The organism is Emticicia sp. BO119, from assembly GCF_013912375.1.
Classification (GTDB): Bacteria; Bacteroidota; Bacteroidia; order Cytophagales; family Spirosomataceae; genus Emticicia.
Window position 1 is genome coordinate 114,858 of record NZ_JACETV010000008.1, and the last position, 22,644, is coordinate 137,501.

Here is a 22,644-nt window from a genome sequence, read left to right on the forward strand (position 1 = left end):
AAATATTATTGAAAAGCCAACTCATATGGGTTGGCTTTTATTTTGAAAAAATCCTGAAAGAAAATTTGGATAGTCTTGAAATTTATAGTTACTTTGTATTACAAAGTTCTTTTTATGCATGAATTTAAAAAAGATTACTATCTCTTTTACTATTAGCCGCCCAACTTTGAGTCTGGCTTTATTGACACTCCTGAGTTTTGTGCTTCTGATTGCAGGTGTTATTAAAACACAGCAATTAAGAGGTATGTACCTGTTATGGAATCTGTTCTTAGCCTGGGTTCCGTTATTTTTTGCTTTAGTCGCAAGAAGATCTCAAACTTCAAAATACATTCCTGTAAAGTTTCGTAAAAGTGTTATTTATCTATGTTTAGGGTTGTGGCTTCTGTTTTTTCCGAACTCACCTTATATCATTACAGATTTAATTCATCTGACGGAATCTCATAGACATATCTTATGGTTTGATTCTGTGAGTTTCTTTATTGTGGCCTTAGCCGGATTAACTACAGGTTTGTATTCACTATATGTAGCCCATCAGATTATTCAAAGAAATACAAGCAGATTCTGGGCCTGGGGTATGCTATCTGTGAGTGTGGTATTATCAGGTTTTGGTTTATATTTAGGTCGGTTTGTCCGATTTAATAGCTGGGATTTATTTACAGATCCGATTTTTCTGTTTCGAAAATCTTTACATGAATTGCAAAACCCATTAGCTATTCAGACAACCCTGGTGTTTTCTTTAGTAGTTATGGTATTATATATTTCTTTAAATCTGTTGATTCCGCCGTCGTATGAACGTACCAAAAATGTTGCGTAGTTTTAAGTTTGCCTTTCAGGGAATCTGGGTACTGATGCATGAAAATAACGCCAGATTTCACTTCTTTGCAACAATTGTAGTAATTCTGACAGGTTTTCTGGTAGGTTTAAGCAATACAGAGTGGTCAATTATAAGTATCATGATCGGATTAGTGTGGGCGGCAGAAGCATTCAACACGGCTATTGAGAAATTATGTGATTTTGTGACGACAGCACAGCATCCAATTATCGGAAAAGTGAAAGATTTATCAGCTGCGGCAGTTTTAATTATTTCCTGCATTGCAGTAATTATCGGAATTATTATATTTTTGCCTAAAATATTAGCTAAACTATGAACGAACACCTTGAACAGCTTAAAGAGATACGCTCAATGATGGAACGTTCCTCTAAGTTCCTTTCTCTTAGCGGACTATCAGGCATTTCGGCAGGTATTTGTGCTTTAGCAGGTGCATGGTATGCACATCAGAAAATCCATGTGGATGGTCTCTATCATTTATTTGATCCTGTTGTGCGAGAAGAAATAGTTCCTTTATTGGTGATAGATGCGATAATTGTACTTATTTCTGCATTGGTAACAGGTGCTTTTTTTACCATTCGCAGAGGTAAAAGACAAGGTTTGAAGTTATGGAACTCAACCTCAAAACGTTTGTTGGTGAGTATGCTGATACCACTTTTAGCCGGAGGTGCCTTTTGCATAGCTATGCTTTATCATGGTTTTTTCTGGTTATGCTTCCCGACAACATTGATTTTTTATGGCATTGCCTTAGTTAATGCCAGCAGATATACAGTACATGACACATTTTATTTAGGCATCAGTGAAATCATTATTGGTCTAATTGCACTATTTTTGGCGCAATGGAATCTTAGATTCTGGGCATTAGGCTTTGGTGTGCTTCATATCATTTATGGGGCTGTGGTGTATTTCAGGTATGAAACAAAATAGTTTTTGTCAGGCAAATAGTATTTGCTTGCCGATACATTATGAATTTATTACAAAATTTTAATAAAGCATTTGAAAGCAAAGCCCGTTTAGGAATAATGTCGGTGCTGATGGTCAATGATGAACTTTCTTTCAATAATATGAAAGAGCTTCTGGCATTAACCGACGGCAATCTGGCTACACATCTGCGCGCCCTTGAAGAAGCCAATTATATTTCTTTCAAAAAAGAATTTATAGGTCGGAAACCAAGCACAGTATATTCAGTAACGGACGAAGGGAAAAAGGCTTTCAACGAGCATCTGAATGAATTAGAAAAATTTATCCGAGGTGCTTGATTATATTTTTTTGTCCTTTAACTTTGAAAAACAAAGTACTTTTAAAATATCAATATTATGAACAGCCCGAAATTTCGTTTTTTAGTCATTTTCTTGTTGGTTGCGGTATTTAATTATTTTTTCTGGGAGGAAAAACCCGGTATTAACCTTCTGCTATTCAATAGTTTATTGATTCTTTCATTGGTTTACTTCTCCAATAAGAGATTCGATACTCTGGCGCTAAAAATTTCTTTAAGCCTGACAATCGTCACTGGCATTATGCTGATTGTCTACAATTCATTTATCAGTTTTTTTGCACACTTTGTCTCTTTTATTATCCTGGTAGGATTGCTTCACCGTACCCAGTTAAGCACTGTCAGCGGGGCTTTGTGGCAATATGGCCTAAACGCCTTAATGACTACATTCGAGCAGTTTATCTTGCTTGGTGAAAGTATCAGCTACTTTACCGATAAAAACAAATATTTAAAGCAAACTCACAGAATTGCTACTATACTGATTATTCCGATTGTTGTATTCTCGATATTTGTTGTAATTTTTAAATTTGCCAACCCGATTTTCGGAGAGATTTTAGATTCTTCGTTTGCCAGTTTCTTTTGGGCTATAGAAGCATTTTTTCAGAATTTTTCTTTCCCTCATTTATTCTTTCTGGCTATTGGTACATTTTTTATTATCAGTGTTTTGTATAACTGGGACAGAACCAATGTATTACATCGCCTTTCTTCCAAAGCTGATACCATTCGTACGCCTGAAAAAATAGATGTGATTAAACTTGAAACTGAATATAAAACGGCTCTGATATTAATATGCTCGGTAAATGTACTGCTACTTATTATCAATGCTATTGATGTGCGCTACCTATGGTTCAATATCAATAATGACCTAAAATCGGCGCATGAGTTATCAAAATTAGTGCATGAAGGTACTTATCTGCTGATTTTAAGCATCTTGCTATCTATTGCCATTTTATTATACTATTTCAGAAAAGACCTTAACTTTTTTGATGGCAAACGTTGGCTCGTCATCAGTGCCTATGTCTGGATTATTCAAAACGGTATTCTGGTTATATCAGTATTGCTTCGTAACTATGAATACATTACCAATTACGGTCTTACTCACAAACGTATAGGTGTTGCTGTATTTTTGCTATTGACTTCAATAGGCCTGGTAATGATTTGGTTAAAAATCAAGAATCTGTACTCATTCTTCAATCTGTTCAGACAAGCCGGCTGGGCAGGATATTTTGTATTAGCAAGTCTGGCAATTTTTGATTGGGATAGTATGATTGCCCGATATAACTTAAGTACCCAAAATGCAACGAATCTTGATTATCGATATTTATATGAATTATCACCAAGAACACTTCCTATCCTTTATGAAAATAAGGAAAAAATAGTTGAGAGAATTAAACAAGTTTACAGTGATGAAAATGATAGGATGGGTCAAATTAATATATTAAATAAAAGAATAGGAAGGTATCTGGCAGAGCAAAGAAGTTACACTTGGGTTTCATGGGATTTATCAAATAGTAAGGCTGTTGAATATTTTAACAATAAAAAGTTAGAAGAGCCTACTGCCACCATGCAGCCTTAGTTAATGATAGTATTTTTCACTATTAAATCCACACATCAATACACTATAAAATTGGGCTGGCTGCCACTCATTATACGGTATAAAGAAAGTTATTGCTTAGTGACTATCAATAGTTTGTTTAGGGTTTAGTGAGCAAAATCCATATAGGCTTTATATGTGTTTTCTTTGTTTATGTATGTACAAAAAGAAAGCCTGCTTTGAGGGCAGGCTCCTATAATTTGAGTGCGATTAAATCTACTTACGAGAGATTTTCGCTAATAATTTCAGAATTTCAAGGTAAAGCCAGATAATGGTTACCATTAGGCCAAAGGCTGAATACCACTCCATGAATTTAGGCGCACGCATGGCTGCACCTTGTTCTATCAGATGAAAATCTATAATAAGGTTCATGGCAGCAATGGTTACTACTACCAAAGAGAAAATAATACCAATCTTCCCTCCCTCATGAATATAAGGTATGCTGATACCAAACATTCCTAAAATCCAGGTTACCAGATATACCAGAAAAATAGCGCCCGTGGCAGCTGTTACGCCAAAAATAAAGCGTTGTGTAGCTTGTAGTATTTTTGTCTTGTATAAAAACCACATAATCAACACCACACCAAAAGTTAAGCCTGCTGCCATAAAAGCCAAGTCCTGAAAAATAGCCGAAATAGCACCAATAGCCAGACCTTCTAATAGTGCATAAGTTGGGGCTAATTGTGGAGCCCATTCTTTTTTAAATGCCAGTACGATTGCGCATAGCAAACCTCCGATACAACCAGCCGGAATAAGCATAGGTGCGATACTCCAGCCTTCCAGTAAGCCAATCCATGATACAGCAGAAGAAGCTAAAAGGATAAATAATAAAATACCAACTTTGGTTAGGGTGCTTTGTACTGTCATCACATCGCCGTATTCTTGTGCGAAGTTGATTTTAGTAAATGTTTTTTCCGAAAATGCCGGATTAGCCATAGTTAAAATTGTTTAGATTGTAAAAACAGTTTGAAATACTTTTTAAATCAGTACAAATAAAACCACTTTTTCTGAATTTCCAAACAAGCTCAGAAGAGCAGAATATATATTCGTTTATTCTGCTCTTCTGAAATAATTATCATTCCACCGTTACAGTTCCGCCACCATTATAGCTATGGTATTCGCCATTATACATGGCATCGGCAGATACTGGACCTATAACGAACTTACCTCGTGAAACTACCCTGACTAAATAGTAGAAACTGCGCTCTGTTCCATCAGCAGCAGTATAAAAATTAATTCTATCATCTCTTATATCGAAGTGTTGAGGAGTTGAGGCATTTCTTATCCAGGTCATATCACGGTCTTCGTTCAGGCGAGGATTTTCTATTTCAAAAGCTGCGGGTAGCATATCTGTCACCACCACATTTTCTATTGGCGTAGTGCCACTGACACTTACTTTCACGACCACTAACTGGTTTTGCTTAAACTGATTAGCCGAAAGTGGCTGACCAGTACGACTGAAGAACTGACGTCTTACTCTCAGGAAGTTATCTTCTTCTACATAATTTCCGGTGGCGCTTAAGCCCTCTTGTTGTGCAAAATAATAAAGAGACCCTTTGCCTTTAGCGTCAATGGTTATTGTTTTTCCCGCTATCCCTTTATCTAATGACAATTCAGCACCTGTGAAATTAGCTAATTGCTTACTGTCAGCCAATAAAGTTGCTGTTACGTTTGACTGTCCGTTACGTTTGGCAATTTTACCCAAAGCGAGAAAGCTGAATACAGACTCCTGTGTTGACAAGTAACGATTATTCTTAATTGCCTGTGATAATACCCTCGCCATTTTCGGAATCTGCAAGTTCTGAGGATCAGATTCTACCAAACTATTCAACGAAATTGCCAGATTACGAATAGGCGAAGAGAAACTACCACCTGTTTCTTTAGCCGTATTTTCCATCATATAATCCTTCGGAATCAATTGTTTGGCACTTGTTTCATCGCCAATCTGCGCAAAACTTGCACCGAGCATATAGCGTGTATCGGTGGTCAACAGGTTTTCATTAGATTTATAATAGTTCATGATAGGCTGATTAGCCTTGCCTGCCAACGCCAGCGTATAAAGCGAGTAAATCATATCACGTTTGGCAATCGTACGAGTGTTGTAAGTACCATTTTCAACATAGGTATATTCCGGCTCTGTAGTCAATGCCTGCATAGATGTTTTAGAAGTCAGGTAATCGAGCATCCGGTTTAGGCTGTTCTCGTTTATCTCGTAATCTGCTTTTTTAGCTTCTAATAAGAAGTGAGCAGCAAAGATTGTACCCCACCAGCTCTCGTATTCACTACCAGGCCAATAGCTTAGCCCGCCATTGGCTAACTGCATGCTTTCTATTTTACGAATAGCGGCCTGTACATTAAATTGTGGATTCCAATCATTATCTCCTTTCAAACCAATTGATTTAGATTTTTTAGCAATGGTTTTAGTAAAATCGGCAAAGTATAATTGAGGGAATGCCTTAGATACCGTTTGCTCGATACAACCATGTGGGTAACCCAAAAGATAATCTAATTCTTTCGCAAATTGTACCATAGGCGAACGACTCACTAACAGGCTTGCCTCTGCGGTACCAAGCATATAATTGTTAGCTAAACTTAATGAGGCCGTTTTTCCTGCCAGTACGTCTCCAGAAAACGAAGTTTTCAAAAGCGAAGTAATAGGTCTGATAGTCAGGTCAGTGCTCTCAGAAAATTTCTCTTTAAAGCCGTTCACGGTTATGGCAATGCTACCGGTACCAATTGCCGCTGGGGCCTTTACTGTAAATAAGGTTCGTACTTCTTTTCCTGCCGGGATCGCAATTGACTGGTTATTCTGGCTCTGTAAAACCAGTCCACCGGTCAGATTCACCGCTGTACTTACAGTTGTATTGCTCTTGGTAGTATTAGTAATTGTAACAGGAATAATCACCTCATCATTCGGGCTTAAGAATCTTGGTGCACCTGTGCTTATCACAATCGGATCTTTTACTTTCATATTGGCATTGGCCGAGCCAAATGCCTCTTTATTATAGGCTACTGCCATGATACGTAAATCGCCCGAAAACTGTGGAATATTAAATTCAAATTGTGCTTCACCACCTGAATTGGTTTTCAGGATACCACTCCAGATAGCCACTAATTTAGTACGCCCGTTACTTAATGGATTAACTCTTTTTTCTAAATTATAGCCATCTCCTCCAATGCTGCTTTTACTCGACAATGACAATTCAGGGAAAAGGAATGGATATAAATCGTGACTGCTTACTTCTAAGGCCTGTTTCTGATAGAAGTAGTTATAAATATCAGGAGTTTTGAAGTTCTTAATCTGGAGGATGCCCTCATCAACTACTGCTACTGTCAACTCTGTATTTGCTTTGCTCCTGATTGTGATCTTTTGTTTGCGTTTTGAGCGTGATTCTTTGGCAGTGATAATCTGCACAGGTAAAAGATTGCTTGCTTTTTCGACTTTCACTGGTGCAAAACCGTGCGCTACAGTCAGCGGTATATCTATACCTTTCATAGGACGTATCAGGGTAGCAGATACATAGACATTTGGCAGCATATCTTCTGTAATTTTTACCGATACCTCTGCTGATTTTTTATCTGTATCTACATAAAAATGTTCTAAAACCTTATTTCTTTCTACAGTTACAAGCATTTTTCCGGCAAAAGGTGTTTTCATAAGGATTTTAGCGTTATCGCCTACCTGATACTTTTCTTTATCCATTTCCATCAATACCTCTCCCTCATTGCTTACTTCAAAAGAACTGTTAGCTGTACTCCCATAGCCATATGCATAAAATCTTTGTAAAGCATAGCTTTCAGCTCCTGCCGGGTATATACGGATTTCATATTCGCCTGACACCTGTGGAATAAACTTTACTCTGGCCTTACCCCCAGAAAAATTAACCTCTTTGGTTTGTGCCAGTTTTTCCTGACGTCTCGAATTATACCTAATAACCCCATTTGTTTTTTCAACTACTGTCTGATAGTCTATCCGGTAAATATCGATGATTGCGCTGGCATTGCTCTGTATTTTACCATTGGTATTGAGTGCTATTAAAGGAATAGACATAGGCACGTGTGTACCTACATAATAATCAGGTAAGCTAATGCCAAAGAACGTTTGCTGTGTAAATACATCAAAGCGTTTCAAGCGGTTGAGAGGGCGACCGGTTTCGTCAAAAACTGTTACAAAAACTTTTCCTTCCAATGCACCCATGTCTTTGTAAGTAGCCGGAATCTCAAAATTCTGAGCACCTACACCATTCTCGTTGGTTACTCCCTGACGCACATCATTATTGAATTTTGTATCGTTCTGAATATCAAAACTATAGTTCTCAAAACCCTTAGCCGTGAAAACTTTTCTTTTCAGACTGAAATCCATTTCATAGTTACGGTTCGAAGCAGGAGGGCCAAACAAATTGGTAGCTATAGCCTGCATCGAAATCGTTTCACCTGACAGATACATATCTTTTGCTGATAAATCTACCTTGATTCGATCTGGCATAAACTCCTCAACACTGATAGACTTTGAGGAAAGTAATACATCATTTCCATTATAGACTTCAATCGAATAATTACCCGTTACAGCCGCACGGTCAAGAGGAACTGAAGTATCAACTGCTCCCTGAGCATTGGTACTTTTAAGAAATGATTTAAACTCCCGACCATTGGGCAACAGGATTTTAATCTTCAACGGAATATCCCCTGCAGAAGCCCATTTACTGTCTCTTACTACAGTATTGAAATGAACTGTTTCACCCGGACGATAAATATCCCGATCGCCATATACAAAAGCATAGTATCCGCTGGCATTAGCTCGCTTTCCCTCTACTTCAAAACGAGAGGTTTCTACCCTTGTATCTTCAAGAAGCATATAGTTAAAGTCATCGTCTGTACGGGCTGTAACCATAGCAACATTGAAATTCGGTGCTTTTTCCAATAGTTTTTCAAAGATTACTACGCCTTTAGTATCAGTTCTCAGAGTTTCTATTATCTGATTATTCGAGCTAATCAGATTTACTTCTACATCGGCCATTGCCTGCGCATCAATAATAGAGTTAACAAAAACCATTACTTCATTTCCATTATCTGACTTCTTGGCTATGATTCCGATATCTGAAACTGATACCAGTTTACTGGCATTAAAATAATATTCATCGTTTGAGTTAAGGTTAACCAGATATACTCCTCTTAATTTACTTTGGTCGGGCAAAGGCATATTTAAAACCGAAGTACCATGAATTTTTGGCAAATTCCCGGTTTCAATGGTTCTATCCATCAGCACATCACTATAAAAACCCTGTCCATCGTCATTATAAGTATAGCCGTTAGGAGCGCTGCTTTCGCCGTCATAATAGTAGTCTTCGTAGCGATTATTGCGTAGGTATGCCAGAATATTGTTTTCATACACTTTCAATACTTTTACCTTTACTTTAGGAATATTGGTGATTCTGGCCCCAATATTCCGGCTACCTTTAGACGATAAGTACAGACCTTTTTTATTAGTAAATTCAAGGCTGGCCGGCATTTCGCCAAAGAACAAATCTTTGGTATAGTTTCCATCTAATTTTGCGCCTATAGTTCCTCTGAGATTATCTTTGATAGTGAGTGTATAAGCTTCAGTGGTGCTGAAAAAACCTTTGATAATAAACCCATTTTCGGTTACTTCGGTTTGTGTTTCTACGGCTGGCTCAATGGTATAAGAATCTTTCAGCTTTCCATCTATAATCTGCTGGGTAGTAATCACCTTTACAAAACCCTGATTACCCTCAAAACCTGTTTCTACGTCAATCACCTTTACATGATAGGGTGAGGGCACTACGCCTTCTACAGTATAAGTCTGTTGGGTACTTGCTCCCCCGCCCGACATCTTTAAGCCCTTCTCGATGCTGGCTGTAAGAGGGGTTTCATCTTTTGATGAAGCAACTCCGTTCAAAGCCAGCACTATCTTATTGTCAGTGCCTGTATTACTAACAATGAAGTTTTTGTCAGTATCTTCTATTTTTAATTTCACAAGACTATTCAATTCAGTCTTCTGAACGGGGTAGTTGAAATCAATCCTTACTTTGGCAGTGGGGTTACCATCATCTCCTTTCATCCAGTAGGTTTCTATCTTTTTGGGTTTCAGATATGGCGTATGAAACTCAACTATTTCGTTGTCGAGCGTAAAGTTTTTAGTAGCTGATTTGCGAAGCAATGGTTTGCTAAGAACAGCCTTGTAAGCGGTGGCAGGCTTGAAGCCATTGTTAGGTGAAAAAACCAGTTCATTTTTTGCTGTCCATTTGAATACCCCTTCAACTTTAGGCTCGATTTTTACGTATTCTACAGCCTCCCAGTTATCCAGATCCGTATCCTCCACCAGGTCCTTATTAAAAGTAAAAACAAGGTTCTGAGCTTGTTGAATTTCATCTTCAAAGTTTCGGGCAGAGATACCTACTTCATTTAGTTTTGAGCAACTGCTGGTATATATAGTTGTACAAAATACTAAAAAAGAAAAGAAGAAAATATTTAACAAGCCTAATGATTTAGTCTTGGAACTGAATAGTGAAGACTTCATGGAAGTGATGTTTTAATAGGTGTTTAACGCTACAATTAACGTAGGAAATTCGTGAAATTGTAGAGCAAATCAAAAAATATTTCTTTTATTTTATTTAGCGAAAAAATGCAGGACGCATCTATTTATTTGACGGAATTTTATTTATATTTGATGTGTCAAAGAAAGTAGAGATGAAAAAAGTACTCATATTTTTTTTCTTAAGTTTATCCATAAGAAGTTGTAGTGATGAGATAACACAATCCGAATTTTTGCAATTTCATTCAAAACTCTATGGCTCCGGCTTTAAGCCTCAACCCATTAATTTAGCTAATAATGCTAATACCACCAAGTTTTTTTATGCCTTAAAAGCGCAAAGAGCTCATTATGATGAATTACTGGAAGAGATGGACATTTTGTTTCCGTTAGAGAATTTTCCGGAGGAAGAGCGAATAGAAGCTGACCGGAAATATCGTTCTTTTGTGCAATCTCACCCCAATGAGGTATTCCTGCCTATTATCAGAAGCAGGTATTCAAAATTTATGCTGGTGAATTTCAGGTTATTAGAAACTGAGAACTACGAACAGATAAAATATTATACTAATGAACTGATTGAAGCAAAATCAGACAGGCATGAACTATTAATTAAATGCCTGAAAAAGCTAAAGGGCAATATTAATGTAAATGAGTTTAATCAATTGCAAAGACATACAGTTGATATATTGAAAGAACAGCAGGAGACTGAGACAACTCAGTTAATTATATTACGGAATAAAATAGAAGAATTAGCAGTAAGATATAGAGAAACAGAAGAAAAACCTACAAGATCTTTTGTAGATGAATTAGAAAGACAAATAAGAAAACTGGAAGAGAATACAATTGCTTGTATTATAGAAGAGGTAGAAACTATCTAAATTTTACGTTTCAACTCAAAATGCTGGCCTAAATATACTTTTCTAACAAGCTCGTCACTTGCCAGATCTTCTGCAGTGCCTTGACGTAGAATTTTACCCTCAAATAGCAGATAGGCTCTGTCTGTAATAGATAAGGTTTCGTTTACGTTATGGTCGGTTATCAGAATACCGATATTACGATGCTTGAGTTTGGCTACAATGCCCTGAATTTCCTCTACGGCAATAGGGTCTACCCCGGCGAAGGGTTCATCTAATAGAATAAACTTAGGGTCAACAGCCAGGGCACGGGCAATCTCTGTCCGGCGACGCTCACCACCTGAACACACAATTCCTTTATTTTTACGTACGTGGGTCAAGCTGAATTCTTCTAAGAGATATTCCGTTTTTTCTTTTCGCTCGGCTTTTGACAATTTTGGTTTGGCTAATTCAAGTACACCCAGAATATTTTCCTCAACTGTTAATTGCCTGAAAACCGAGGGTTCCTGTGCCAAGTAACCTACGCCTAATTTGGCACGTTTATACATGGGCAGAGAAGTAATATCCAGATCATCGAGCCATACCTTACCACTATTAGGCTTTACCAGACCCGTAGCCATATAAAAAGAAGTGGTCTTCCCTGCTCCGTTAGGGCCTAAAAGCCCCACAATCTCACCCTGCCCGACCTGATAACTTACATTATTATTGACTAAGCGTTGCCCGTATTTTTTAATAAGGTTTTCTGTTCGTAGAATCATTTCTTTCTATTACACCCATTTCTTTTGCAAAACTAACGTCTTTTTTGCAGAAATCATGTTAATATTTATTAAATATGACCCTTACCTGGCAAAACCCAGTTTTAATGAAAAATTGATAATGGTATTTGTATTTATACCTCTTCCTGGGTTTTGATTATTTGCCGGATGAATAGTCCTTTGCCGCAGGATATCGGTACTTATATCCAAAAAAGACCTGCGATTGGTTTGTAACTGGTAGCCAACACTTAATCCCCCACTTAATTCTTTTGTATTATAGTCGACAATTGAGACAGAATTATTACCATCAAAACTGTGAATCCATTGATTCTGAACTTTATAACTACCAAGAACCCCTACATATAAACCATTCAGATTATTTGCAGACTTCCCTTTTACAATCCGGTTTTTCATACCTATATAATAGCGTAACTGCTCCGCAAGTTCAAAGTTATAAGCCCAAAAATTATCTGTTTCAGTAGCAAAAGTCTGACGAGTCCTCCAACCCTGTAGCATACCCGCATTATTAAAGATACTATCTATTTTAGCCCCCGTTGGCGCATGAATAACCCTGTTAAAGAACCCTGATTTTATGTTTGAATTGATTGAAAAAGGAGAACGACCTATTTTCCTTTCATAAGCTACATCTACTCCTAGGGCCTGCAAATAGCTATCAATATAGAGCATATTATTTAAGTTTACCTTAAATAATTGCTTAACCTCATAATTACATTGAAGAAAATCACAGAAATTATTAGCTGTTCTTTTATTAAAAGGAAGAAGCAATCCCAGGCCAGCTTGTGCATTGCTTGAAATAAACCATGTGGTGGCAGTCTTACCAGAGAAATTAGTATCAATCCAAAAACCCTCATTATCTACAGCACCCCGATCGCCAAGTTTTACCCCTGCCGAAACCCAGTAACTCACATTATTTCCTAATTGCCAACCCCAATTAACCCGGTAAGTTGAAGTTTCTCTGAAAACTATATATCCACTACCAAAGCCAAAATCGTAAAAATTTCCGAACCTTGGATTGACCCTATATGGGTTTATTTCAGCTTTGAGGCTTAAATACTTACCGGTTATATTTGGTTGCTGTTTACCTTGTGCTACTCTTTTCTTCATCTCGTAATACCATCTTCCCTCTAAGCCAATATTGGAATTCCAGAATAAATCATCTTTTGCCCTATTGCTACTAAAATTAACAATCAGAGATTTATCTGCACTTATTTTTTGTTCAAATTGAATAATAGGGTCTAAACTTCTGATAAAATCTTTAATAGGATAAGGATGATTTCTGGATATATAAGTGGTAGGTATTCCGGCAAGACTTATTCGCAAACTACTCTTCACAACCCGGTTATTACCGAATGCTTTTTCGTATTCATCAATCAATGTTGTCTTTTCAAAGTTTTCTACTTTTTCTTCCGAATATCGTATGCTTACACTGTCGTTTTGCGCTATTACCAATAGTGGAAAAAGGAAAAGAATATATATAATATATGTTCTCATAATAAGTTTTTTATCAATTGATAGAGATATTCCCGAACGAATTCTGAATACTAATTTTAGAAATAGCTGAGAGATTATAGGTAGCGGCTTTGGTGTTATCTGTATTTTGCACCCATTTGAATCCATCTGGTAAAAACATTTTCCCATATCTGGTTTCCAGATTGAAACCATGATTCTGCAATGGAATTTTCAGATTGATTTCGGTCTTTTTAGCATTAATTGTTAGTGATTTAAGATTAACTACCGATTCAATTTCTATTTTACCATATTGTGCATTAATTATATTTATGCCACTTAATTGTTGGAAAAAGAGTTCAGACCGTTCTGATTTAATCATGCTTACTCCACTAAAATTTTTGCTATGTACCACCCCATAGTAAGTTTCCATTTTAGCAATACCCTCCGCTTTTTGCAAGTCAAGCACACAGAATTCAGACTTGATGGTTAATTGGCTATACTTGCCTTGTATGAATATTTTCCCGAAACTGTTCTGAATGGTAACCTTTAAATTTTCAGGTAAATAAATGGTATATTTTGTTTTAAAATTAGAACCTGGTTTCTGTGCATTGCTCTGAACAACCAAGTAGTTACGCAGCAGAATCTTATCCGACATTTTATCTGCTATATATTTCAGCATTTCTAAATCATTTTTGGCAACGTTTCTGTCAGGGTGTTTGGCAATCAGTTCAATCCTGGCCTGTATTTTATCTTTTTCCCAGGTAATCAGCTCAATATCAGCCTTTTCAGCTTCTACTACAAGATTCGGAGTAATTGAAAATGTCTTTTCTATACTCTTGGTAACAACCTGCAAGGTAGTCTGAGCTTTTGCCTGTTGTAACAAAAACAAACCTATCAACAGCGGTTTTAGCAAGTGTATATATGTTCTGATTTTCTTCATTTATATCAAACGGATTTATATCTTCATTGCCATTTTTCTGATTACATCAGCTTTTTGTTGTTCAATGGTCGACAACTGTGCCATCAGTTCGGGTTCGGTATTATAGTTACCTACTGCCTCTTTTAACTGGATACTTGCATCATTCAAATCTTCCAGTTCTGATTTTAACTCTTTAAACTCAGGGTTCTGACATACATAGGTCTGTTCTTTACAGTAGGCCATTATCATTTCATATTGTTTCTGGCTATCGTCGGTTGAACTCAGAAGCAATTGCTTTTCTATTTTTTCCTGTGAATAGCTAATATCAGTTGTATTCCAAGGCTTAGTATAGATGAGTATTCCTGCTATCAGCAATACTGAAGCTGCTATTGAAGCCCATTTCCAGACAATTAATTTAGGTTTCTTTTGGTTTAATTCGCGGTTGATATTACTCCATATCTCTTCATCTGGCTCATACTCTGGTAGCTGACTGATAGCTTTTTGCATGAAATCATTATTGAGACCTGCCTCAATTCTTTTCCATACTTCGTCTGATGGCTCATATTCAGGTAATTGAAACATAGTTTTAATTTTTAAGCAACTCTCTTAATCTTTTTTTTGCATAAAAAAGCTGCGATTTTGATGTACCCTCTGATACTCCTAAAATCTCAGCCGCCTCTTTATGGGTGTATCCTTCAACTTCTATCAGGATAAAGACCGTTCGGAAACCTTCCGGTAACGACTGAATGGCCTTTTCGAGATATTCTGCATTAATGGCGTCACCCCAATCAATTGCTGTTTCTTCAGGTATCTCTTCTACCAGCTGCCACATTTTTGGTCTTTCTAATTTCCGGTAGGCTTTCCTGACCACGATGGAACGAATCCATGCGCCTAAAGTAGCATCCCCTCTGAAACTTTCTAATTTCCTGAAGACATCCAGGAAGGCATCCTGTAGCACATCGTTGGCGTCATCGAAGTCATTAGTGAGCCTGTACGCCAATGTGTACATTGCTCGCTTATAACGATCGTAAAGCACTCGTTGGGCAAATCTGTTGTTCTCTAAACAGGCCTTGATTAGTTCAGCTTCAGTCATTCAAAACGGATTAATGCAACTTTATACTAAAGTGCCATAAAGGAAGTGAGATGGTTGTATTAGCAAGAATATTTTTTTGATATTTTTATAGCTAAGCATATTTATTTGTTCGAAGGTAAACAAATACGCCTAAATTTGTTGAAATCATCAATGGTATGTCCACCCCTATATTACAACTCAAACAATTAGTATCCGGCATAAACCCGATGTCTGATGCTGACTGGGAAGATTTTGCAAAACTATGGAAACCTTTTTCGGCCAAAAGAAAGGAGATTATTACTGCTATGGGTGAAAAAGAAAAATATTTGTATTTTGTAGTAGAAGGTGTGCAAAGGGTCTATTATTTTGATGAACAAAACCGGGAAGCAACCCTGGTTTTTACCTATCCCCCATCATTTGGTGGGGTACTCGACTCATTATTATTAGAAACCGAATCAAGGTATTTTTATGAAACGCTTACTCCCTCTACTTTTTTAAGAGTCCCTTTTTCAGAATTACAACTATTGATACAAAGCAAACCAGCTATTGAAATACTTATCCGACAAGGCATTACTCATGCTTTATCTGGTTTATTGACAAGGCTAGTAGAATTACAATGTTATTCATCCGAAGAGCGGTTTTTAGAATTACTTCAACGTAGTCCACATATTTTGCAATTAGTACCTCATAAATACCTCGCTAACTATTTAGGAATTGATGCCACTAATTTCAGTAAGTTCATCAATAAAATAAAGATTTAGCTCTTGTTAATTTAATGTTGGTATTTACCAAGATTTTTGTCGGTAAGCCTTCTCAATTTTGTAGCATAATCTTTATTAAATCTTTGAATACAATGAGAAAAATTGATAAATTCCAATTACTGGAATCTTTAGAAAACGAAGTGGAAACGCATTTACAAATAGCTATACACACTTTTCAGAACCTGAATGAAACAGCTTTATTACAAATTCCCGTTAGCGGAGGCTGGAGCATTGCGCAATGCTTTGAACATCTCAATAGTTATGGTCGTTACTATCTTCCACAAATAAAGAATGCGTTGAATAAAGATACCAACAAGGGGCTAAATAGCTTTTTTAAAGGCTCCTGGCTGGGCAGTTATTTTACTAAAATGATGCGGCCGTCCAATACCAAAAAATATAAGGCATTCAAAGACCATATTCCACCCATGAACCTTCATGCTCATGCAGTATTAGCAGAATTTATTGAGCAACAGGAGACCTTATTAAATTATCTTAAACAAGCCCGAGGTATTGATTTAGATAACATACGCATCCCCATTTCTATTAGTAAATGGGTAAGACTGAAACTTGGTGATGTGTTTCAATTTATAATTGCCCATGATGAGAGACATATTCAGCAGGCGAAGCGTGTTCTATCTATAATTAAGGATTTTCAGTTTTAAGCCAGTGTGTTACACATCGGCTAATACTTAATATCCTTCAACATCAATTGAAGTGTCGTTTTATTATTGAATGTATTTTCTTCAATCTGATAGGCAATTCTGAAATATTTCTGTTCTATGAGTCTACGATAGTGCTCTTCAACCATACCAAAACCTACAGCTGTAAAAATTGCCCCTGTTTCTTCCTCAAAAAGTTCTAAACGAAGGTGTTTTTCTTTCATTATTCTTGGGGTATATTTTAGGGTGAGGTTTTCTGTCACAAAAACAGGTTGCATATTTTCTGGTCCGAAGGGAGACATCTGATTAATGATACGTAAAAACTTGGGAGAGATATCGGCCAATCTTATTTTCAAGTCTATGGCTATCACAGGTGTTAGCTGTTCTTCTGTAATATATTTGGATACTATTCTGTCGAACTCCTGTTGAAAAGGGGTAATATTATCAATATTGAGCGTCATACCAGCGGCATGCTTATGTCCTCCGAATTGCTCGAGAAGATGTGAACATTCTTCAATAGCGGCGTATAAATCAAAGCCCGATACTGACCTTGCCGAACCTGCGGCCATGGTTTCCTTAGTCTTGGTAAAAATGATGGTTGGACGGTAATATTTTTCAATGCATCGGCTCGCAACTATGCCAATTACACCTTTATGCCAATCTTCTCTATAAAGTACTGTAGTCTTAGCCGTATTGGCTAACCAGTCATCTCTTTCTATCATAGCCAATGCTTCTTCGGTCATTCGGGTATCATGTCCCCGACGTTCTATATTATGCTTCTGAATTTCATGTGCAAACGCTATTGCTTCATCAAAGTTGTCAGATAATAAAAGTTTTACAGCAGCTTTTGCGTGTTTGATTCTACCTGCGGCATTGATGCGTGGGCCTAAAATAAATACCACGTTTTCAATAGTCATATTGCTTGTAAAACCTGCTACATCTTTAAGAGCTCTTAAGCCTATACTTGGGTTTTCATTAAGTTTTTTCAGACCAAAATAAGCCAGAACCCGGTTCTCTCCGGTTATAGGCACAATATCAGAAGCGATACTTACTACACACAAATCAATAAATTCATAAAGTTTTTCTAAGGCAATATTATTTTTTAAACAGTAGGCTTGCAGGAGTTTGAACCCAACTCCATTACCTGTGAGTTCTTTGTAAGGATACAGACAATCCTTGCGTTTAGGATCAAGTACGGCTATCGCCTCTGGTAAATAATCGTCAGGCTCATGGTGGTCGCAGATAATAAAGTCTATCTTATATTTTTCTCTGGCAATTTTTACCTTATCCTGGGCTTTAATACCACAGTCTAAGCAAATAATTAATGACACCCCTTGTTCAGCAGCCCATTCAATGCCTTGCAGAGAAACGCCATATCCTTCTGTATAGCGATCCGGGTTATAGTACTCTAAATTAGTATAGAAAGTAGACAAAAAGCCATATACTAATGAAACTGCTGTAGTACCGTCCACATCATAATCACCATAAATCATGATTTTTTGCTGCTGACCTATGGCTTCTTCCAGCCGTTCAACGGCCTTTGCCATATCAGCCATCAGGAATGGGTCGTGCAGGTGTTGCAGTTGTGGGCGAAAGAAGTCTTTTGCCTGTTCAAAATCATTGATTCCTCTTTGTACCAGCATACTGGCGAGGGTTTCTTCCACACTTATTTCCTTAGCTAATGATATAACTATCTCACGGTCAGGAACAGGTTTATATGACCACCTCTTTTCAAACATTGCTCTCTCTTTATTGTACAATTACAGCGTGTAATTACAAAGTTTTTACTAATTCTTTCTGTTTTGCTGTGAGCCTGAATCGATCTCCATAAGTATCAGCCAGGCGGTCAGCCTCTTTCAGGAATGTTTCTATTCCAACATAATCGGGAAAATTAAGTGTGCCACCTGCATAAGCCGGGAAACCCCAGGCAAGAATAGAACCGATATTGCCATCTAACCGGGTAATAAGCACACCTTCGTCCAGGCAACGAATTGATTCCACTACCTGACGATACAATAGACGTTTTTTTATTTCTTCCATATCTGGCTGGTTATCAGAAACCGGAAAATATTTTGCCAAACCTTCCCAAAGGTACTTCTTACCATCGGCGGGGTATTCATAAAATCCTTTCTTATTCTTTTTACCCAATCTATCCAGATCTTCAACCATCATTTTGGTTACCTGAAATGTAGGGTCATTTTCTCCCAAAGCACCATCCTTAATAGCTTGTTTTGAGATTTTCAAGGCTAAATCCAGTGCTACTTCGTCTGAAACCGCCAAAGCTCCAACAGGCATTCCTGCGTTTTTCCCGGCATTTTCTATCAATACCGGGTCAACCCCATCATTCAATAAAGCTATGCCTTCATAGGTATAAGTCCCGAAACAGCGGGAAGTATAAAAGCCTCTGGAATCGTTTACTACAATCGGAGTCTTTCTGATTTTTTTAACATAATCTACTGCCAATGCCACAGCATAATCAGAGGTTTCTTTTCCACGAATCAACTCCACCAGCATCATTTTATCAACAGGCGAAAAGAAATGAATGCCAATAAAGTTTTCGGGTTTTGCCGATGCATTTGCTAATCCTGAAATCGGAAGCGTTGAAGTATTTGAACCGAACACGCCACCCTCTGCCAGCATTGGTTCTGCTTCTTTGGTAACCATGGCTTTTAATTCACGATTTTCAAAAACTGCTTCTATAATCAAATCACACCCTTTTAAGTCTTCTACCTTATCAGTTGTTTTTATCAGGTTTAATAATTGTTCGCCCTTCTCAACTGTTGTTTTGCCTTTCTCTATACCCTTTTTTATCAAATTTCTTGAATAATCTTTCCCTTTTTCGGCACCTTCTACACTTACATCTTTTAAAATTACCTCAATACCAGCCATTGCTGAAACATAGGCAATACCTGAGCCCATAAAGCCTGCGCCTAAAATTCCCAGTTTCTTCACTTCGGTTTTAGGAACATCTTTCGGGCGACTGGCACCTTTATCTGCTTCGTTTTTACCAAGAAACATTACACCTATCAGGTTTTTAGCCTCCTTTGATGTGGCCACCTTCACAAAATGCCTTACTTCTACTACAATAGCCCTATCCATATTTACCTGCAAGCCCTCATAGACACACGACAAAATCTCAATCGGAGCTGGATAATTTCCTTTGGTTTTATCCATTATCATGGCTGTGCCACCTGCAAAGGTACGCATACCAGTCGGAGATTGTACATTGCCACCAGGTACTTTATAATTTTCACGAGCTTTAATTGCTCCGGTTTTCTTATCAATTTCATCCCAGGGCTGAATCGCATTCGGATTAGCCAATACCCACTTAATGGCTTTTTCCATGAGTTCTTCTCTGCTATTGGCCAGATCGTTTACCATTCCATAGCCAAGTGCTTCTTTGGGATTTACCCGTTTTCCCTCTACCATTAGCATCAAAGCCGCCTCCATGCCAATAATACGTGGCAGACGTTGAGTACCACCACCACCGGGTAATAAACCCAATTGCACCTCGGGCAAGCCAATTTGTGCTTTAGGATTATCTAAGGCAACCCTATAATGGCATGAAAGACATACTTCATAGCCACCACCCAAGGCAGTGCCATTGATAGCGGCTACAACGGGTTTACCACAGGTTTCGAGCTTACGGAAAATATTATTAAAATCAAGAGAAAATTTAAAGGTTTCAGAAGGGTTTTTATCATTGTTTTTTAAAAGCATTTTCACATCAGCTCCAGCTATAAACTCATTTTTTTCAGAGGTAATAATAATACCTTTTACAACTGGGTCGGTATAGGCACTTTGAAGATGTGATTCAAATTCAGGGATAGAAATATCATTTAATACATTCATGGGCGAAGTAGTCATATTCCAGCTGATAATCGCCACATTGTTTTCGATTCTATAATTGATTTCCATTTTCAGGGTTGAATTTTATGCTTTAAAATTAAATCTGCTTTTGTTAAATCTTTTTTTCGTCCAAAGAGTCTGAATATCCTTTCCTGTTCATTAAGGGTAGGTATTCTCACAGATAGTTGATTAATATTTATTTCAAAGTATTCAGTTATCTGTAGTATTTGCCACTCTCCGTGATGAAATACTTCTAAATCTCCCATTACTTCTACCAGAATATTCTCCCATTGAAATCTTCCGAAAACAGAACGAAACTTATGGGCACCATCTGGTGTGTACTCTCTTACTTTATTGGCTTCCCAAAGCTCTTTTAAAAAGCTGGCATCGCGAGATGAAGTCAGTAAATCAATGTCGTCGGTTATTTCTAAGGGAATCCTGGTCAAAACAAGGGCCGAACTACCAATGATATAGAATGGGTCTTGTAGTTTTGCCAAATCATCAGATAAAAAGGCAATTGATTTTTCTATTTTCTCTTTCAACATAAGGATATGTTTCCAACAAAGTATGCAAGCATACTGTCATGCAAATATAGAAAATTATGTATAAGGTGTTTTGCCTGTAATATAAATTTTAGCTGGAGTACTTTTTGTTATGTGAATAAATTATTTGTATCTTTTGTAGAAAGCACACTAATTTGAAAGAGGGCGTTCAGTCAGTATTAGGATATTTTTTTGCTATGCCAACAGGGTTATGAGTAAGGCAAGAATAGCCGGTACTGCCTGAACTACAAATATTCTTCTACTTGCTGAAATAGCTCCATAAATACCTGCCACAATTACACATCCTAAAAAGAAATAAGCTACATTTTTGCTCCATACTACATCTGAAATTAGTAAAGACCATATTAGTCCTGCTGATAGAAATCCATTATATAAACCTTGATTTGCTGCTAACGAAATAGTCTTAGGGAATAACTCTTTAGGAAAGTTTTTAAATACCTTTGGTCCTCTGGTAGTCCAGGCAAACATTTCGAGGTATAAAATATAGAGATGTTCAAGGGCAACTGCACCAATCAGAATTTTAGATAGGATTTCCATTAGTCAGGTATTATAGGTTATCGGGTACAATATAGGTAATTTAGCTGATTATTTACTGAAACGTCAGAACAGTTTTAGAGGTGTTTACTTTTAAATTGGCTACTCTTCCACATGGTATTGCCCAATTAGCGTTATCATGTCCGGTCGGGAATCCAAAACAGACCGGATAGTTGTACTCTGAAACGTGTTCTGCAATAATTTCATAGGCTGTTTTCCCGAAAGGTTCATCATTTTCTTTGCTATCCGTAAACGAACCAACAATTAATCCTTGTAGGTTTCGGAGTTTACCGACCCGTTTTAACTGAACCATCATGCGGTCGATGTTATACAAATATTCGCCTATATCTTCAATAAACAGAATTTTATCATCCCAGTTAATATCTGATTGTGAACCCACCAGATGAGCCAATAGACACAGATTCCCTCCTATTATTTGCCCTTGTGTTACACCGATTCTATCCAATTCATCACCGCTTACCTCATACTTCTTATTCTCACCAAAAAGAAAAGCATGCAGGGTTTCAAGCGAGTAATTGTCTTTCATAAATGTCTTAGGCATAGGTGCATGCAAACTTTGAAAACCCAAAGACTGAATATGACTATGGACTGCGGTAATATCAGAAAAACCAACAACCCATTTAGGGCTTTGCCGAAATACTGTAAAATCTATGTTGTCGATAATCCTTGAACTACCGTAACCCCCACGAGCTGAAAAAATTGCTTTAACAGAGGAATCATCCAGCATTTTCTGAAAATCTTGCGTGCGAATTTTGTCTGTTCCCGCAAATCCATAATAAGAGGCACTAACTGACTCTCCAATTATTACTTCTAAGCCCCAATTATCTTTCATTAACTGAATGGCTGGCTGAATACCGTCAGGGTTGAGTTTACTGGCTAAGGCCACTATGGCTACTTTATCACCTTTTTGTAAGGCTTGTGGGGCAATTAATGATTCCAAA

At 37.4% G+C, this 22,644-nt stretch carries 20 protein-coding genes; 8 read left to right on the forward strand and 12 right to left on the reverse strand.

What is annotated here, in order from left to right:
• The first annotated feature begins 118 nt into the window (after positions 1-118).
• Genes H1R81_RS22080 through H1R81_RS22100 form a run of 5 tightly spaced genes read left to right on the forward strand, consistent with a single transcriptional unit; the run spans position 119 to position 3,678 of the window.
• Positions 119-814 (forward strand): DUF1361 domain-containing protein, encoded by a 696-nt coding sequence (locus H1R81_RS22080; protein WP_181842922.1) that lies wholly within the window; start codon positions 119-121, stop codon positions 812-814.
• Positions 789-1,148, forward strand: coding sequence for a diacylglycerol kinase family protein (locus H1R81_RS22085; RefSeq protein WP_181842923.1), 360 nt, complete (start codon positions 789-791; stop codon positions 1,146-1,148). Before H1R81_RS22080 ends, H1R81_RS22085 begins: the two co-directional genes overlap by 26 nt.
• Complete coding sequence (locus H1R81_RS22090) at positions 1,145-1,756, forward strand: hypothetical protein (protein WP_181842924.1); 612 nt, start codon at positions 1,145-1,147, stop codon at positions 1,754-1,756. The genes H1R81_RS22085 and H1R81_RS22090 overlap by 4 nt, the downstream gene beginning before the upstream one ends.
• Before the next feature lie 38 nt (positions 1,757-1,794).
• On the forward strand, positions 1,795-2,088 hold the full coding sequence (locus tag H1R81_RS22095) for a transcriptional regulator (RefSeq protein WP_181842925.1): 294 nt from the start codon (positions 1,795-1,797) through the stop codon (positions 2,086-2,088).
• Positions 2,089-2,145: 57 nt separating this feature from the next.
• Positions 2,146-3,678, forward strand: coding sequence for a DUF4173 domain-containing protein (locus H1R81_RS22100; protein ID WP_181842926.1), 1,533 nt, complete (start codon positions 2,146-2,148; stop codon positions 3,676-3,678).
• 234 nt (positions 3,679-3,912) lie between these two features.
• Here the strand turns inward: H1R81_RS22100 and H1R81_RS22105 are convergent, their stop codons facing one another.
• Together H1R81_RS22105 and H1R81_RS22110 are read right to left on the reverse strand one after the other, a co-directional pair.
• Positions 3,913-4,632 carry a Bax inhibitor-1/YccA family protein gene (locus tag H1R81_RS22105; RefSeq protein ID WP_181842927.1) on the reverse strand — a complete coding sequence of 240 codons (720 nt, stop codon included), beginning with the start codon at positions 4,630-4,632 and terminating at the stop codon, positions 3,913-3,915.
• A gap of 139 nt (positions 4,633-4,771) precedes the next feature.
• On the reverse strand, positions 4,772-10,234 hold the full coding sequence (locus tag H1R81_RS22110; protein WP_181842928.1) for an alpha-2-macroglobulin: 5,463 nt from the start codon (positions 10,232-10,234) through the stop codon (positions 4,772-4,774).
• A gap of 170 nt (positions 10,235-10,404) precedes the next feature.
• Between H1R81_RS22110 and H1R81_RS22115 the strand changes: the two genes are divergently transcribed.
• Complete coding sequence (locus H1R81_RS22115) at positions 10,405-11,124, forward strand: hypothetical protein (RefSeq protein ID WP_181842929.1); 720 nt, start codon at positions 10,405-10,407, stop codon at positions 11,122-11,124.
• Here H1R81_RS22115 and lptB read toward each other — a convergent pair.
• The 5 genes from lptB to H1R81_RS22140 form a co-directional block, all read right to left on the reverse strand.
• Positions 11,121-11,858, reverse strand: coding sequence for an LPS export ABC transporter ATP-binding protein (gene lptB / locus H1R81_RS22120; RefSeq protein WP_181842930.1), 738 nt, complete (start codon positions 11,856-11,858; stop codon positions 11,121-11,123). The two genes, H1R81_RS22115 and lptB, sit on opposite strands and share 4 nt — an antisense overlap.
• Positions 11,859-11,939: 81 nt before the next feature.
• Complete coding sequence (locus H1R81_RS22125) at positions 11,940-13,367, reverse strand: hypothetical protein (RefSeq protein ID WP_181842931.1); 1,428 nt, start codon at positions 13,365-13,367, stop codon at positions 11,940-11,942.
• Between the two features lie 13 nt (positions 13,368-13,380).
• The gene (locus H1R81_RS22130; RefSeq protein WP_181842932.1) at positions 13,381-14,265 is read right to left on the reverse strand and encodes a DUF4097 family beta strand repeat-containing protein; all 885 of its coding nucleotides are present in this window, start codon (positions 14,263-14,265) and stop codon (positions 13,381-13,383) included.
• Positions 14,266-14,280: 15 nt separating this feature from the next.
• Positions 14,281-14,826, reverse strand: coding sequence for a hypothetical protein (locus H1R81_RS22135; RefSeq protein ID WP_181842933.1), 546 nt, complete (start codon positions 14,824-14,826; stop codon positions 14,281-14,283).
• 4 nt (positions 14,827-14,830) lie between these two features.
• The gene (locus H1R81_RS22140) at positions 14,831-15,337 is read right to left on the reverse strand and encodes an RNA polymerase sigma factor (RefSeq protein ID WP_181842934.1); all 507 of its coding nucleotides are present in this window, start codon (positions 15,335-15,337) and stop codon (positions 14,831-14,833) included.
• A 155-nt stretch (positions 15,338-15,492) separates the two neighbouring features.
• On the opposite strand from H1R81_RS22140, the gene H1R81_RS22145 reads away from it, so the two are divergent.
• A complete protein-coding gene (locus tag H1R81_RS22145; RefSeq protein WP_181842935.1) occupies positions 15,493-16,077 on the forward strand; it encodes a Crp/Fnr family transcriptional regulator in 585 nt (194 codons plus the stop codon).
• Positions 16,078-16,169: 92 nt separating this feature from the next.
• Entirely contained in the window at positions 16,170-16,739 is a 570-nt protein-coding gene (locus H1R81_RS22150) for a DinB family protein (protein WP_181842936.1), read from the forward strand.
• A gap of 20 nt (positions 16,740-16,759) precedes the next feature.
• Here the strand turns inward: H1R81_RS22150 and recJ are convergent, their stop codons facing one another.
• The 5 genes from recJ to H1R81_RS22175 form a co-directional block, all read right to left on the reverse strand.
• The gene (gene recJ, locus H1R81_RS22155; protein ID WP_181842937.1) at positions 16,760-18,475 is read right to left on the reverse strand and encodes a single-stranded-DNA-specific exonuclease RecJ; all 1,716 of its coding nucleotides are present in this window, start codon (positions 18,473-18,475) and stop codon (positions 16,760-16,762) included.
• A 34-nt stretch (positions 18,476-18,509) separates the two neighbouring features.
• Entirely contained in the window at positions 18,510-20,654 is a 2,145-nt protein-coding gene (locus tag H1R81_RS22160) for a 3-hydroxyacyl-CoA dehydrogenase NAD-binding domain-containing protein (protein WP_181842938.1), read from the reverse strand.
• 2 nt (positions 20,655-20,656) lie between these two features.
• Positions 20,657-21,130: a hypothetical protein gene (locus H1R81_RS22165; RefSeq protein WP_181842939.1), complete on the reverse strand. Its 474-nt coding sequence runs from the start codon at positions 21,128-21,130 to the stop codon at positions 20,657-20,659.
• A 192-nt stretch (positions 21,131-21,322) separates the two neighbouring features.
• Complete coding sequence (locus H1R81_RS22170) at positions 21,323-21,685, reverse strand: DUF1304 domain-containing protein (protein ID WP_181842940.1); 363 nt, start codon at positions 21,683-21,685, stop codon at positions 21,323-21,325.
• Between the two features lie 52 nt (positions 21,686-21,737).
• Positions 21,738-22,643 (reverse strand): LD-carboxypeptidase, encoded by a 906-nt coding sequence (locus H1R81_RS22175; RefSeq protein WP_181842941.1) that lies wholly within the window; start codon positions 22,641-22,643, stop codon positions 21,738-21,740.
• Between the last annotated feature and the right edge of the window lies 1 nt (position 22,644).